The following is a 13,612-nucleotide window of genomic DNA, read 5'->3' as shown; positions in this document are numbered from 1 at the left end:
CTTTTATAAATCTGTCTCACGGATTATTCAAAATAGCTGGACCCATCGAAACAGTGTGTGCAAAGTCTCTCTTTTGGCAAACCAATAGCTTCCACCAGATCATCAAGTGTTTGGAAAGTAAGAGTGGTAAGTCCAAGATGTTCTCTGATCTTTTCAACCATTGCTTTATACTTTTCGCTGTTGCAGTCCGAATATTCTTTCATATCCATCATCTCTATGCCTTCTCTGTTTTCAAGCTCATTCACCGCTTTGTAGGTAGCCAATTCAAGACTTGAACGAGAACGACTGAAGTTCAAAAATTCGCAAGGATAAGTCAATGGTGGACAAGCTATACGCATATTCACCTCTTTAATTCCTGCTTCGTGCAAATCGGTCACATTATCTTTCAGCTGAGTACCTCGTACAATAGAGTCATCGAGGAATACCCCACATTTATCTTTAATGATTGATTTGTTTGGGATTAACTTCATTTTAGCTACTAGCTCACGCATATTCTGGTTTTGAGGCATAAAGCTTCGTGGCCAGGTAGGTGTATATTTTGAATATGGTCTTTTGAGTGGAGTACCTGTTTTATGGCTGTAACCCATGGCATGCCCAACACCCGAGTCGGGAATTCCGGCAACGAAATCAGCATTTACATCATCGCGCCGGGCAAGAGCAGCACCGCATCGATAGCGACATTCGTCCACATTGATTCCTTCATAAAATGAGGGTGGATATCCGTAGTAAACCCATAGGAAAGAGCATATCTGCATTTTCTCATTTGGTTTGCGCAATTGTTCATATCCTTCGGCAGTAATGCGAACAACCTCGCCCGGACCTATATATTTATCAATTTCATAACCCAGGTTTGAGAAAGCACAGGTTTCAAAAGTGGCACCATAACCATTCTCTTTCTTTCCTATGATAATAGGTGTACGTCCCAGTTTATCACGAGCAGCCAACAGGCCTTCTTCTGTCAGGACCAGCATAGAGCACGAGCCCTTTACCTTATCATATACATTCTGGATACCCGATAAAAAGTCTTTTCCTTCCGCAATAAGCATCGCCACCAGTTCGGTTGGATTCACTGTACCACCACTTGTTTCAGAAAAAGTGTGATGTTTTGCCAGGAATTCTGCTTCCAGTTCATCAATATTCACAATTTTATTCACTGTAACCACAGCAAAGCGTCCCAAGTGAGAGTTTACAAGAATCGGTTGTGACTCTGAATCACTAATTACACCTATCCCGCTGTTACCCTCGAAATTTCTGATGTCGTTTTCAAACTTGTTTCTGAAATAGCCATCTTCCAGACTGTGGATAGCTCGTTGAAAACCTTTATTTCTGGAGAAAAAGGTCATACCGGCCCTTTTGGTTCCAAGATGAGAATGATAATCGGTTCCGTAAAAAACATCGTTCACACAATCTTCTTTCAAAACACTGCCAAAGAAACCACTCATAGGATATTGTTTTTTTATATTAAATTAAGGCTGCAAAAATACTTGATTTTAATGTATAAACAAGGGGATTTTTTATTAAGTTTGCACTAATTCCATTGATAAAATGAAATTATCAGAAATATGTCTGAATACGGAAAGTTCTTTGATAATTTGATTGCAGAAAACCAAAGTATGGCAGCAATTGTTATTTGCGCAGTGGATTGGATGAACAAGAAAAACAATAATTGATTGAGTATGAAAACGAATGTTACAGCGGGAAGTCTGAGCACTCTGCTCGAAACCGAAAAAAATATAAATACGGTATTGATTCTTACAGGAGAAATAAATGGGAATGATATCGAAACGATTCGTAACATAGCCAACCTCTCTGTTCTGAATCTTGCAGAGGTGAGTATTGTTGAGGGAGGAGGCTTCTATAACCCGGATCGCGAATATATCTCCATTAAAAAGAATGAAATCCCGGAATATATGTTTGCCGGTATGGACATTATTACCTCTGTTACTTTACCAAACAATGCTGTTGCCATAGGTGAAAAAGCATTCTCTGGCTGTATTGAACTCAGATCCGTCATTATCTCCGACAGTGTTCTTTCCATTGGCAGAGAGGCTTTTAAAGATTGCAACGAATTAGCTTCTGTTTCCATTCCAAATGGAGTTATTGGACGAAACGCTTTTGCCGGCTGCACCGGACTAACCTCTTTAACACTGGGAAATAATGTTATAACTATCGGGGAAGCTGCCTTTATGGGATGTACTGGTTTAACTACTCTTACTATTCCCGATAGCGTAACTTCCATCGGAGATCAGGCATTCAAAGATTGTAGCGCAATAGCATCGCTGATTCTTTCCAGTAATCTTGCGGCAATTGGAGAACAGGCTTTCCGCAACTGCAAAGGGATTAACTCTATTATAATTCCCGAAAGTTTAAAATCAATTGGTGAGAATGCATTCCGAGATTGTTCCGGGCTTACAACCATTGCCATTCCAAAGGGAGTAATACGTATTAGTGACTGGGCATTTTTCGATTGCTCAGGACTCACTTCGGTCATCCTTTCTCCAGGCATTATCTCAATAGGTGAAGCTGCCTTCTTTGGCTGTTCGGGAATTACATCTATTGAAATTCCCGAAAGTGTTGAAGAGATTGGCGAAAATGCATTTCATGATTGTACTGCTTTAAGCACTGTTGCTCTTCCTGACAGCCTGACATCGATATCCGAAAATATGTTCTTTGGCTGCATCAAACTGACAACGGTCAACATTCCTGTCAACATCACCAGTATCGGAGAAAATGCCTTTAATAACTGCTCAGGATTAATAACAATAACCATTCCTTGCTGCGTTACTTCCATTGGTTACCAGGCATTCGCCTTTTGTAAAGGTCTAACAGAAATGCATTGCCAGGCAATCACACCTCCCAATGTAGCTTCAGGAGCTTTCAACGGGATTGATAAAACATACTGCAAACTGTTCGTTCCCAAAGGTGCAGCCAATTCATATAAGAACGTTGCTTTCTGGAGTGATTTTATAACGATTATAGAAGAGTAAACATAATAGAAAACCATTATGTGATTTTTTATTATGTTGTTTAATTCTTTTTCGTTTCGTAAAGAATAATGTATTTGTTAATCAAAAGGTACAAACATTCTGTTATTAACTGGCAAAAAAGAAACAATAAAAAGTCTGCAAACCCAACAGCCAAATTCAATGATCCAATTCTATTAATATATATATATATATATCTTGTAACGAAGATATACACGATGATTTAATCAAATGAGCCAATGATTTATCAAATAAAACCAAAATTGTAAAAATAATAAACCTCAATAGGCTACTTATACTATATATTATATCTGTTTTTTCTTCATAAATTATGAAATAAGAAACGTGCATCAATAGAATAGAGATTAAACAATCAGTAAAACTAATCGACACACCTTGATTTATGTCTAATAGATTCTACAATGAATATGCGAGCAAATTGATTAAATTGGGTGTGGTTGTAACCCAAACAAAGCAAAGTACCCCAATTGTAAAACACAAGAATATTTTTAATCTATTCATAACAATTAATTCCCCCAAATTACATTCGAACTATATTTTCTCAACTATTCTGTTGTAGCCGTCCATTATATGAGCTCTTTTACGTTGTACTATTAGGGCTGAGCTTCCAAATTCTCACACTGATCCCATTGCTGCCAAACACATTACATTGCATCAAGCAACAGTGGATATTATTGTTGTAAAATGCAAACAATGATTATTTAAAGAAGCAGTCTTTTTCCCACACACCAAGTTTATCTAGTATTAAAGCTTCAAAAAATTTCTTCAATTTTAAATTGTCTTCTTTACTCAATTCTTTAGTATTAATTGTTTTCCAACTTGCGAAGTTTTCAGATGTTGTAATGCCAACAAAACCAATTTTAGCTTGAGTATCTTTTACCTCTTTGCTTACATTTATAACACAAAACATCGTTGTTTTTATACTTTTTATATAAAAATAGCAACTATAAAAATTTTCACTATAGTCATCTGGTAGAACACCTATCTCCCCATTCTCAAAAGTTGTAATCACATTGTATTGAGGATTGTTTTTCTTTAGCTCTTTGATCCTGACAATTAAAGAATCACTTGGTATATCAAATCTGTAGTATTCTGCATAAGGATAACTGCCAGATATAATAAAACAGGAACTAAGAAAAAGCAAACAGTATAATATAAAATATTTTTTCATAATTATTTGGTTCATCCGACAAATGCATAGTTCTTATGATGTAGTGCTAATATTTTAAGTTTAAAAAATCTTGCATCTTTATATCCATATGCTTGTCTTTTCATTATTTTGAATTTATTTTTAATGCCTTCTGCTTTCCCGGTTGAAATACAGTGGTCGTACCATGCCAATATTCCACTCTTGTGTGCGGCCAATGTATTTGCAAATTTAAGAAGTTGCTGCTGCTTGCTAGCTATAAACTGGATTGTATCGGCAAACAGATAAAGTATGTTTATTAGAATCACAGCTAAATTTCGATATCCTCACATATGGCTCAGCATTTTAACCAAACTGTTTGTAAAACTCACAGATATCGATTTGGCCTTCCAAATAGTTTAAAAGAGAATCAGTAATCTTTTTTTTTCTTTTATTAGATTCTTTCTTTGCTTTTTTTTCTTCGTTCTTCAGAAATTTTATAGCCCTATGTATTTCTTTCTCATCCAATGGAACTTGCATATCAATAATCATACCATATGCTCCCATAAAGATTTCTCCATCATCTAAATTATTGAATATAAGTTCAATTAAATAATAAAGATATTTAGAGCTGTTGGTGTATTCTCCTAAAAGAAAAAGAAAAGTTCCATTTCGATTCTTCCAACGGGGATCATTTATTATACTGATCAAACAATCCTCTATTCTTTCATCTCTAAAGTTATCAACCAACAAAAATGCAGCCTCATGACTAACCTTTGGATCATCCGAATTCAATATAAGATCAATCAACCGTGCAACATTCTGCTGCTTGGTCTGTTCAATTTCATCCAGTAAAAATTTCATTTCCGATTTATATTCCATATATCATTATTTTACAGTTGGACAATCCATAGCCTTCCATTCCTCAAACAATTCCTTTAATTCATCTTATTAATAAATGGTATTTTAAAAATGCAAACATACAAATTTGCATAGTTAAACAGCAAATGCAATTTCGCAAAATCCTCTATAAAGAATGTAATAAATCATATTCCAAAATTCTTTCATGTCGTAATTATTCATACTTGCCTATTTTCACTTTAAAATGATTACTAATTGAAACCACTAAATCATTTTCTGGTATGCAAAAGTCCCAATTAGTATCATAAGTCCCACCGTTTTCTGTTGCAGAATAAGATACATCGCAAAAGATCTTCACACAATAATTGTTATCGAAATTTAAAGTTAGATCGTACTGCTCAGTAAGATAAAAGGAAAGGAGTTTAGAGCCTTCCAGCTCTTTAACACTTGTTATCAATCTTCCGGTAACTGGAGTGCTATCATCATTACTTGATGCCAATACTTGATTGTTGTGTTCAATTCTCCAGGCGCAATAAATATAAAAATGGGTATTGATTTCAAAATCAATTAACCAGAGAGAGCCCACACATCCACCCGACATGCTTGAAATTACTTTTGAATTTATTGTTGGCTGTATTATTTCTTCAATATTCATATTTGTAATTTTGATTATTCAAATTTCACGAAATCCACAACCTTTATCGATATATTCTGGCTTATTTTATCTATATAATTCGTACAATCTAATTTGCCATTAATTATTTTAGTTCTTATAACTAAAGATTGTTGTGAATCCTCACGGTAATATTTATTAATATATTCTATTTTTTTCAGCATGTGTCGCATATTCATGAGAGATTCATGTGTAAAGTAATCGATGTGAGGCTTACTATCATCAGCCGCATAACGGTTGATGATATGGTTCCTTTTCTGAGCTGGATTGTATCGGTCAAATTTAGTAAATTATATCTAATTGTCACTATATCATGATCTAAAACTGTGATCAGATTGCCATTGGCCCGTAAAAGAATCCCGTATCCCGATCGGCCAGATTGCTGCATTCTTTGGTTCCACATAAATATGAAAAATATAGATTGTTGTAATATTCATCGACCTTTTCATTTGGTTAGCTATGTATTTAAGCGGTATATCTTCTCCATCCCACCAGATATATCAAAATGCTCCAAATTAGAACACAAATAGACTACTTGTTTCCCAAGAGAAATAGTACGAAATCATTAAACCAATAAAATAAGACTGTTAGCTTTTACAATCAGTTTCTGACACTGAAAATGATTGAAGAAAGCAACGAATACAAGATCAATATAGAGACAATTGACTGAAAACCGGACAAAAACACTATCTTTGCAATAGGTTTAACCCCTTTGACGCAAAATAAAATTATAAATCATGCAAATTAAAGTTTCTGCTCCTGCAACTATCCATGCCGCAATTCAGCTGCCGGCTTCGAAAAGTATCAGCAACCGCGCACTGATTATTAACGCCCTGGCTCAAGGGTGCTTCACTCCCGGTAATCTTTCCGACTGCGATGATACCAACGTGATGATCAAGGCGCTGAATTCTCAGGAAGAGACTATCGACATCATGGCTGCCGGAACGGCAATGCGCTTTCTTACCGCTTTTCTTTCGGTAACCGGTGGAACAAGAGTGATTACAGGCACACAACGCATGCAGCAGCGACCGATTGAAATCCTGGTCAACGCACTGAAGATGCTTGGAGCGGATATTGAATATGCCGGTAAAGAGGGATTCCCCCCGCTACATATTAGCGGCAAGCCTCTTGAAGGTGGTGAAATATCGCTGAAAGGAAGCGTAAGCTCGCAATATATCTCTGCCCTACTGATGATTGCGCCCGTTCTGAGAAACGGATTGCAGCTGACACTAACCGGCGAGATCATCTCCCGCCCCTATATCAACCTCACTCTGCAGCTAATGAAGGATTTTGGAGCACAGGCTGAATGGAAATCCGACAACTTGATAGAAGTGGCTCCCCGCCCCTACAGTTCAGTTCCGTTTATTGTGGAATCGGACTGGTCTGCAGCCTCCTACTGGTACCAGATGACGGCACTGGCTCAGGAAGCAGAAGTGGAACTGTTGGGCTTATTCCGTGATAGTTACCAGGGCGACAGTAAGGTGGCCGAGCTGTTTCTTGCATTAGGTGTTGAAACTATCTTTACTTCCAAAGGTGCCTTGCTCCGTAAAACAGGTCAATGCTGCGAACGAATGGATTACAACTTTGTCAATGAGCCCGATTTGGCACAGACATTTGTGGTAACCTGCGCCGCAATGGGCATACCTTTCCGCTTCTCGGGTCTGCAAAGTCTGAAGATAAAGGAAACCGACCGCATGGCTGCCTTGATTGCCGAATTGGCTAAACTGGGATATTTGCTCAGGGAAAGCGAAAACGCCGTGCTTTCATGGGAGGGCGAACGCACAACTGTCACAGAAAAGGCAGTGATTAAAACATACGAAGATCATCGCATGGCGATGGCTTTTGCACCAGTTTGTCTTCGTATACCTTCAATAACCATAAGCGAACCACAGGTTGTTTCAAAGTCCTACCCCAACTATTGGGAGGATTTGAAGCAGGCAGGATTCACAATTTTGGAAGAAAAGTAGACACAAGCGGAACTGAACCTAAAGAAGAGAAAGTCCGATTGTGCATCAAGTAAATAAGATAAGCGGCTGATTGCTCATAAACCAAGCAAGTAGCCGCTTTTTTATTGTTTGAATCTCCAGCATTAAACAATAGTACACCATAACTAAGCAAAACAACGGGATAGTTAAGGGAAAAGATGCTGAAAGAATCCAGGAAAGACGTACACTAAAACAAAAGAAGGCGTACACCTATTACTATTTAAGTGTACACCTTATCGTTATTAGCCCTACTTATTTTACTAAATCAATAGTGAAGAAATACCTTAACCAACGCCAGCAAATGTCTTAGCTACCGTCAACAATTGGTTTACCTCTTCTTAGTTATGAACGTAAGTTCCAATATCTTCTCCTTCAATCACCTTCTTCAGATTACCCACTGTATCCATGTCAAATACAACGATAGGCAGGTTGTTCTCCTTACACATTGTAGTAGCTGTAAGGTCCATCACCTTAAGTCCGCGTGTGTAGATTTCATCATAGGTAATTTCCTTGAATTTTGTAGCACTCTTATCTTTTTCAGGATCGGCCGTATAGATACCATCCACGCGTGTTCCTTTAAGCATTACATCAGCTTCAATCTCGATTCCGCGTAATGACGATCCTGTATCTGTTGTGAAGTAAGGATTTCCGGTTCCTGCCGAGAAGATTCCCACTTCGCCGGCTTCGAGTGTATCAATGGCTTTCCATTTGCTGTAAAATTCTCCAATAGGCTCCATACGAACTGCGGTTAGTACTTTGCTTCTTACACCAATAGCTCCCAAGGCCGAGCTTAGTGCCAGACTGTTGATTACTGTAGCAAGCATCCCCATCTGGTCACCCTTTACCCGATCAAAACCTTTTGAAGCACCACTCAGTCCGCGGAAGATGTTTCCACCACCAATTACGATGCCAATCTGAACACCCAGTTCGTGAATTTCTTTGATCTGCTGAGCATATTCACCCAAACGAACTTCATCAATACCATATTGTTTTTCACCCATTAGGCTCTCGCCGCTTAGCTTCAGGAGGATTCTTTTATACTTAACCATATTACAAAATGTTTATTTTCGGCAAACTTACATAAAAAACTTCAGTTACAAGAGAGATGTCTGCAATTTATTGATATATTTGTATGAAACGTAACAAGGAGCTCGCATGAAAAAAAACTTTACTATTATTACCTCTATTCTTCTCTGGTTCACGTTATCACTTAACGCGCAGACTGCCGAACAAATATTACCTAATGTTACGAAAGCACTGGCTGACCAACATTGGGAAGAGGCCAGTAATTTGTTCCGGTTGGCAGTGGATAAGGATCTGTACAAATCGGAAAAATTCTTTCAGGAATCAATAACCCCCGATTGCCCTGCCAGAGCAGAGATGATTCATCAACTGGGCTTTTATTGTAAAGGGAGAAGAAATTATGAAAAAGCATATGATTATTACAAAGAACTGGTTCAGTTAAGACCCCGCGAAATAATCTATTTGATATCTTGTGCTGAGCTTGAAGTGATTCTTGGAAAGGAAGAGGATGCCGTAAAAACATACGAAAAGGTTCTTACTCTTGACAATAACAACTTAGCGGCTAACATTTTCTTTGGAAACTACTATTTTCTAACAGCCGACAAAGAAAGAAAAATGATTGAAAGGAATTACAAAAAGAATTCGGACCCAACCCGGATGCAATATGCCAACTACCGCAACGAACTGTCTCGTCTGGTAAACGAGCATTATGATAAAGCAAAAAATTATCTGGAGAAAGTTCTAAGTATATTCCCTTCGGCTGAGGCAAAAAAAACGTTAGAAAAAATACGGAAGGTGGAAGAGGAATCCAGACAATAGAAAATCAGACACAACTTTATCTATACGGAGTGGCTCTCAGGAAAAGAAATCCGGAGAGTCATTCCTTTTTTATGAAGAAAATGGTCAACGCCTACAATACACACTGCACCTCTTTAAAAAGATAGCTTCTTAGCTCGCCTGTTTCGGTAAAAAGCAGTAGAGTTCCATCGGACTCAACTCTCACAATTCTAGCTGAGAATCTACCATTCTTGTCACTGTAATTATGGAAACCTTCTTTCCGAAATAACGACTCATGATATCGGTCGCTAATAACTTTCGTTTCTCCCTTGCGCAACAAATCATAATAAGAATATAAACGCTGGAGAATATCCTGCAAAACAGCATTACAATCATGATTTTCGCCGGTTATATTCTTCAAAGAAACAGGATTGGGCGCATTACTTATGAACCGTTCCTGGTTAATGTTCAGTCCAATGCCCAGTATACTTTGCGAGAGCATGGATCCGGCAAGGTCGTTCTCAATTAGAATGCCGCATATCTTCTGTTCTTTCCAGTAAATGTCGTTTGGCCACTTAATGCTGAATCCGGAAGCAAAGTTGTCAAGCGTTTCCTTTATGGACAGGCAGGTAATCTGTGAAATCAGAAACTGGGAACGGGCCGCAACGAATTCAGGTTTCAACAGCACAGTGAAAAGCAGGTTCTTATCCGCTTCACTTTCCCAGGAATTGCCACGTTGCCCTTTACCCGAGGTTTGGTAAGCAGTTGTCACTACTGTGAATTCTTGCAGCTTTTCATGCATCAGAAGCTGCTGAATATATGCGTTTGTAGAATTTGTCTCTTCTAATCTATGTATCGAAAATTTCATCTATTCAAGGTAGTGCATCATATTCCGCACGAAGCTTACGGGTGAATTTCTTTATTACCTCTTCGTACGAATGATCAATCAATTGTTTAATAAGAGAATCACTAACCGTTCCATCGAAAGGAACCTGATTCCAGTACTTTTTATTAAAATGGTAAGCTCCTTCAATACCCGGATACTGCTCACGAAGTTCAATTGCATAATCGGGATCACATTTCAATGTAATCTTATCGGATGATTCCAAATCAATTAACGCAAACATCTTATTCATTACCCGGATTACCAGGGTGGTCTCATCGAAAGGGAAATCTTCGGTCACCCCTTTCTTCTGCAGGTAATAATCTCTGGCTGATTCAATATCCATTTTGTAGTAATTATATTAATTAATATATCCGATCAGCTAACCGGAGGATAAAATGCCTCTTTAATATGCTCTATAGTAAAACAGTTTTGTTCGCCTACCACAGTGATGATATCAAAACGAACCGGCAAATCGAGTTTAAAGAATCGTAGGTAAGCATCTGTAGCCTGCACTATTCGTCTCACCTTCAACGGTGTAACCGCATCATGGGGCTGCGCAAACAAAGTATCTTTTCGGGTTTTAACCTCGACAACTATCAGCTCGCCTTCTTTCTCAGCCACAATATCCAATTCTTTGCGACCTCGTCTCCAGTTACGGTGACAAATGGTATAACCATGAGACATAAGAAACTTTACGGCCTCCTCTTCGCCCGCTTTACCTAAAATATTATGTTCCGCCATAGCTGTTTTTGCAAATTTACTGATTTAATTCTTTGAATTTACAGAAGTAAAAGTAATTTTGCAAAGAATATGGGAGCAAACGACAGAAAAAGAGTAAAAACAGCCGGTAACTTGCCAAAAAGGCAGCAACACATCACCTGTTCACTGAGTGACGAGGAGATGCAGATTGTGGATCGCTATCTGGACAAATACAAGATAGAGAACCGGTCACGCTGGCTGCGCGAAACCGTTCTTCAGTTTGTTTACAAAAATATGCAGGAAGATTACCCTACCCTCTTCGGAGAACACGATATGAGACGCTGATATGCTGGATGATACTTATTTCATGAAACAGGCTTTAATGGAGGCTCAAAAGGCTTTCGACAAAGACGAAGTTCCGGTAGGAGCCGTTGTGGTGTGCAAAGAACGAATTATTGCACGTGGATACAATCTGACGGAAACGCTGAATGACGTGACCGCTCATGCGGAAATGCAGGCAATTACCGCTGCCGCAAACGTATTGGGAGGAAAGTACCTGAATGAATGTACCATCTATGTAACTGTGGAACCATGTGTAATGTGTGCCGGAGCCATTGCATGGGCACAAACCGGAAAGCTTGTTTACGGAGCCGATGATGAAAAACGAGGATATCAAAGATACGCACCAACAGCTATGCATCCGAAAACAATTGTGAAAAAGGGAGTTCTGCAGGAAGAATGTGCCGCGCTGATGAAGTTATTCTTTAAGAAAAAGCGCTGATAAATATCTTCAAAAAGATTATTTTTCTTCTTTTACCTCTTCAAAATCAACATATTCACCATCTTCCTTATCGAAAATCTTTTTTCGCTTTGGCTGACTACCGGAATTATCCGCATAATTTTCATCTCTATCAGAGCGAGCGGACTGACCAGTCACTTTACGCCCAATGCCAAAAATCATTCGTAAAATACCACCTATAATCGATAAGCCGAAAACTAATACAAGAATGATGATAAAAAAGAATAAGCCCAAAATAGCACCCATGAGTAATTAAGTTTTAAATAATGAAGTAGTATAGCAACAAGCGTGCCAGGGTTTGTTGTTTACTTCTTAAATCCTGTTATTACCGACAGAACTATATACCATACAATGACTGCAGCAAAGCCTGCAATTCCTAGTAATAGTAGCATCGGAATGGTAACGAGGAGAAATATAAAGCTTACCTTATTGTCTTTCCAGGAAAGGTTCTTAAATTTTAAAGAGAACATCGGAATCTCCGAAACTAAAAGATAAGAGAACAGAGCTACCAAAACGAAAAGGTAAATGGCATTAAAATTATCGGTAATAAGAAAATCATGTGCCCCTACTACCAACGATCCCCAGAACAGCGCGTTTGCAGGAACAGGAAGTCCGATAAAGGAGCTGGTCTGACGCTCATCAACATTAAATTTTGCCAGACGAAGTGCCGAAAATACAGAAATAGTGAAAGCCAGATACGGTATGTAAGCATCCAGCCCAATCAGGAAGGATGGATAATGTACTTCCTTAAAAAGTGAAAAGACCAACAATGAAGGAGCAACTCCAAAACTTACATCATCGGCAAGCGAATCAAGATCTTTCCCTATCTTGGAATAAGCATGAAGAGTACGTGCCAACATCCCATCAAAAAAGTCAAAAACCGCACTTAAAATAATAAAAAGCATCGCCAGTTCATATTCTGCTTCAAACGCCATTACACAGGCAATACAACCTGAAAAGAGATTTAAACAAGTAACAGAATTGGGAATATGACGAGTGATTGAATTTGCCATCACAATATTTTATTTGAGTTTTGCCAAAACAGTCTGGTTACCAACAGTCAGTTGTCCCATTTTGACAAAGACCTCTGTACCCAATGGAAGGTATACATCAACACGCGAACCAAACTTTATGAATCCCATGTGCTCATCTATATAACACTCTTCACCTGGTTGAGCATAGGTAACAATACGACGGGCCATCGCACCGGCCACCTGTCTTACCAGAATTTCAACTCCTTCGGGGGTTTCAATAACCACTAGTGAGCGTTCGTTATCAGTACTTGCTTTAGGAAGCCAAGCTTTCATGAACTTTCCGTCTTGATGCCCCACTTTTTTCACGGTTCCATCAACCGGATACCAATTGGCATGCACATTTACGATACTCATGAAGATGGAAACCATAATTCTGCGATCGTGAAAATATTCATTTTCATCAACTTCCTCAATCGTAACAATCTTTCCATCGGCCGGCGCTACAACAACTTTTTCGGTGTCTTCCCCAAACAGACGGATAGGGCAACGAAAGAAATTCACCATCAGTCCGTATAGAGCAATGCTGCCAACAAACAAGATATAAAATGGTAATTTGCAATCAATATAGTAATAAACAAGGCTATTTATAACAAATAATGCTAGAAACCCTAATACCAAGATATGAGTTCCTTCACGATGTATTCTTATTTTCTTTAATTTTTTAAGTCGGCCCATGAATGATGTTTAATTATTTAATCCCGCAAAAATAATCACATTTTGAAAAGCTACCAAGTAATTCTTCAT

17 protein-coding genes are annotated in these 13,612 nt (G+C 38.4%); 5 read left to right on the top strand and 12 right to left on the bottom strand.

Annotated elements, in window-relative coordinates; all coding sequences use genetic code 11:
• Positions 1-23: 23 nt before the first annotated feature.
• The gene (locus tag ABWU87_RS13955) at positions 24-1,442 is read right to left on the bottom strand and encodes an amidophosphoribosyltransferase (RefSeq protein ID WP_353331740.1); all 1,419 of its coding nucleotides are present in this window, start codon (positions 1,440-1,442) and stop codon (positions 24-26) included.
• Between the two features lie 234 nt (positions 1,443-1,676).
• Here ABWU87_RS13955 and ABWU87_RS13950 point away from each other — a divergent pair, with 234 nt between their 5' ends.
• The gene (locus ABWU87_RS13950) at positions 1,677-2,987 is read left to right on the top strand and encodes a leucine-rich repeat domain-containing protein (RefSeq protein ID WP_353331738.1); all 1,311 of its coding nucleotides are present in this window, start codon (positions 1,677-1,679) and stop codon (positions 2,985-2,987) included.
• Between the two features lie 715 nt (positions 2,988-3,702).
• Here the strand turns inward: ABWU87_RS13950 and ABWU87_RS13945 are convergent.
• From ABWU87_RS13945 to ABWU87_RS13930, 4 genes are all read right to left on the bottom strand, one after another.
• Entirely contained in the window at positions 3,703-4,176 is a 474-nt protein-coding gene (locus ABWU87_RS13945; RefSeq protein ID WP_353331736.1) for a hypothetical protein, read from the bottom strand.
• An 11-nt stretch (positions 4,177-4,187) separates the two neighbouring features.
• A complete protein-coding gene (locus ABWU87_RS13940) occupies positions 4,188-4,460 on the bottom strand; it encodes a transposase (protein ID WP_353331734.1) in 273 nt (90 codons plus the stop codon).
• Positions 4,461-4,497: 37 nt separating this feature from the next.
• Positions 4,498-5,013 (bottom strand): HEAT repeat domain-containing protein, encoded by a 516-nt coding sequence (locus ABWU87_RS13935; RefSeq protein ID WP_353331732.1) that lies wholly within the window; start codon positions 5,011-5,013, stop codon positions 4,498-4,500.
• 193 nt (positions 5,014-5,206) lie between these two features.
• Positions 5,207-5,647: a hypothetical protein gene (locus ABWU87_RS13930; RefSeq protein WP_353331730.1), complete on the bottom strand. Its 441-nt coding sequence runs from the start codon at positions 5,645-5,647 to the stop codon at positions 5,207-5,209.
• Positions 5,648-6,402: 755 nt separating this feature from the next.
• Between ABWU87_RS13930 and ABWU87_RS13925 the strand changes: the two genes are divergently transcribed.
• Positions 6,403-7,632: a 3-phosphoshikimate 1-carboxyvinyltransferase gene (locus tag ABWU87_RS13925; RefSeq protein ID WP_353331728.1), complete on the top strand. Its 1,230-nt coding sequence runs from the start codon at positions 6,403-6,405 to the stop codon at positions 7,630-7,632.
• 356 nt (positions 7,633-7,988) lie between these two features.
• Here the strand turns inward: ABWU87_RS13925 and pyrH are convergent, their stop codons facing one another.
• Positions 7,989-8,699, bottom strand: coding sequence for a UMP kinase (pyrH, locus tag ABWU87_RS13920; RefSeq protein ID WP_353331726.1), 711 nt, complete (start codon positions 8,697-8,699; stop codon positions 7,989-7,991).
• 106 nt (positions 8,700-8,805) lie between these two features.
• On the opposite strand from pyrH, the gene ABWU87_RS13915 reads away from it, so the two are divergent.
• Complete coding sequence (locus tag ABWU87_RS13915; protein WP_353331724.1) at positions 8,806-9,492, top strand: tetratricopeptide repeat protein; 687 nt, start codon at positions 8,806-8,808, stop codon at positions 9,490-9,492.
• A 91-nt stretch (positions 9,493-9,583) separates the two neighbouring features.
• Here the strand turns inward: ABWU87_RS13915 and ABWU87_RS13910 are convergent, their stop codons facing one another.
• Genes ABWU87_RS13910 through ABWU87_RS13900 form a run of 3 tightly spaced genes read right to left on the bottom strand, consistent with a single transcriptional unit; the run spans position 9,584 to position 11,077 of the window.
• The gene (locus tag ABWU87_RS13910; RefSeq protein ID WP_353331722.1) at positions 9,584-10,318 is read right to left on the bottom strand and encodes a biotin--[acetyl-CoA-carboxylase] ligase; all 735 of its coding nucleotides are present in this window, start codon (positions 10,316-10,318) and stop codon (positions 9,584-9,586) included.
• Positions 10,319-10,322: 4 nt separating this feature from the next.
• Positions 10,323-10,679 (bottom strand): MmcQ/YjbR family DNA-binding protein, encoded by a 357-nt coding sequence (locus tag ABWU87_RS13905; RefSeq protein WP_353331720.1) that lies wholly within the window; start codon positions 10,677-10,679, stop codon positions 10,323-10,325.
• Positions 10,680-10,711: 32 nt separating this feature from the next.
• Complete coding sequence (locus ABWU87_RS13900; protein ID WP_353331718.1) at positions 10,712-11,077, bottom strand: YraN family protein; 366 nt, start codon at positions 11,075-11,077, stop codon at positions 10,712-10,714.
• 69 nt (positions 11,078-11,146) lie between these two features.
• Between ABWU87_RS13900 and ABWU87_RS13895 the strand changes: the two genes are divergently transcribed.
• Entirely contained in the window at positions 11,147-11,380 is a 234-nt protein-coding gene (locus ABWU87_RS13895; RefSeq protein ID WP_353331716.1) for a hypothetical protein, read from the top strand.
• 1 nt (position 11,381) lies between these two features.
• Positions 11,382-11,816, top strand: a complete 435-nt coding sequence (locus ABWU87_RS13890) for a nucleoside deaminase (protein ID WP_353331714.1) — start codon at positions 11,382-11,384, stop codon at positions 11,814-11,816.
• 18 nt (positions 11,817-11,834) lie between these two features.
• Here ABWU87_RS13890 and ABWU87_RS13885 read toward each other — a convergent pair whose 3' ends face one another.
• From ABWU87_RS13885 to ABWU87_RS13875, 3 genes are read right to left on the bottom strand one after another with little or no spacing between them, the layout of a single operon-like run.
• Positions 11,835-12,080: a DUF4834 family protein gene (locus ABWU87_RS13885; protein WP_353331710.1), complete on the bottom strand. Its 246-nt coding sequence runs from the start codon at positions 12,078-12,080 to the stop codon at positions 11,835-11,837.
• A 59-nt stretch (positions 12,081-12,139) separates the two neighbouring features.
• Positions 12,140-12,847 (bottom strand): CDP-diacylglycerol--serine O-phosphatidyltransferase, encoded by a 708-nt coding sequence (gene pssA, locus ABWU87_RS13880; protein WP_353331708.1) that lies wholly within the window; start codon positions 12,845-12,847, stop codon positions 12,140-12,142.
• A gap of 9 nt (positions 12,848-12,856) precedes the next feature.
• Positions 12,857-13,543: a phosphatidylserine decarboxylase family protein gene (locus ABWU87_RS13875; RefSeq protein ID WP_353331706.1), complete on the bottom strand. Its 687-nt coding sequence runs from the start codon at positions 13,541-13,543 to the stop codon at positions 12,857-12,859.
• Positions 13,544-13,612: the final 69 nt, after the last annotated feature.

This window comes from Bacteroides sedimenti (assembly GCF_040365225.1).
GTDB lineage: Bacteria > Bacteroidota > Bacteroidia > Bacteroidales > Bacteroidaceae > Bacteroides > Bacteroides sedimenti.
This window is presented reverse-complemented; position numbering and strand designations above follow the sequence as displayed.